The sequence below is a fragment of the Thiorhodococcus mannitoliphagus genome (assembly GCF_010915725.1).
Lineage (GTDB): Bacteria > Pseudomonadota > Gammaproteobacteria > Chromatiales > Chromatiaceae > Thiorhodococcus > Thiorhodococcus mannitoliphagus.
In genome coordinates this window covers 1-781 of sequence record NZ_JAAIJR010000390.1, presented here as the reverse complement: position 1 = coordinate 781, position 781 = coordinate 1, and the positions used below count along the sequence as shown (strand labels likewise).

The 781-nt window shown below is 61.7% G+C and carries 1 pseudogene; it reads right to left on the bottom strand.

Features of this window, described 5'->3' with window-relative positions:
• Positions 1-569: pseudogene (locus G3480_RS27045) on the bottom strand (integrase); the annotation flags it as partial.
• Positions 570-781 lie beyond the last annotated feature (212 nt).

The following is a 781-nucleotide window of genomic DNA, read 5'->3' as shown; positions in this document are numbered from 1 at the left end:
GAACTGTGCGGCTTTGTGTAGCCGCGTTGTTGCTGTGCCAGAAACTGGCGCAGCTGCTCGGGTCGGATCGCTGAGAGCTCGACGGGACCCGTTGCGAAGCGCTCCACCAGCAAACAACGAACGATGCGAAGACGATCCTTGCGCGTGGAGGCAGCAAGACCCCGAACCTGCTCCAGATGCGTGTCGAAGCGTTGGAGTTCCTCGTCCACCGGCGTCATCGCCGGCATACTCTCGCCGATCACGCCTTCGGCACGCAGCACAGCCAGCAAATGGCCGCAGGTGGCGCGAAGGTCCTCAAGATCGCGCGTGACAGGACCTGGACACTGGCAGTGCGGCACATGCTCGCCGAGAAAGCGGGCGAGCACGACGTCGTCGAGCTGCTCGACAGCGAGATGTTCCTGCTCCATCCAGCGCGCCACATGAGCGAGGCTGCCGAGATAACAAGTCGCAGTCGAGGTGGCGTAGCGGCGCTCTTCGAGGTAACCATCGAAGGCTTGGAGGTACGGCGCAAGCGGGCTTGCCCGGACGACGTCCCGAGTGCCGGGGGACAATGGTCGCGTGGCGGACATATCGGTCTCCTGAAGTGGTTGGACACTTCAGTGGGGCCGAGAAATTATGTGAAGCTCCAGCCCTGCCGGGTGGCGATCACCCCATCTTCAGCTAAGGCTGCTGGCTGCCGGCAGCGATGAGCTTCACATAATTTTGACCTTCACATAAACGCGGTTATGTGAAGGTTCACATAACCGCGTGATGCCGTCGCAGAGATTCCAAGGCCGGGCGG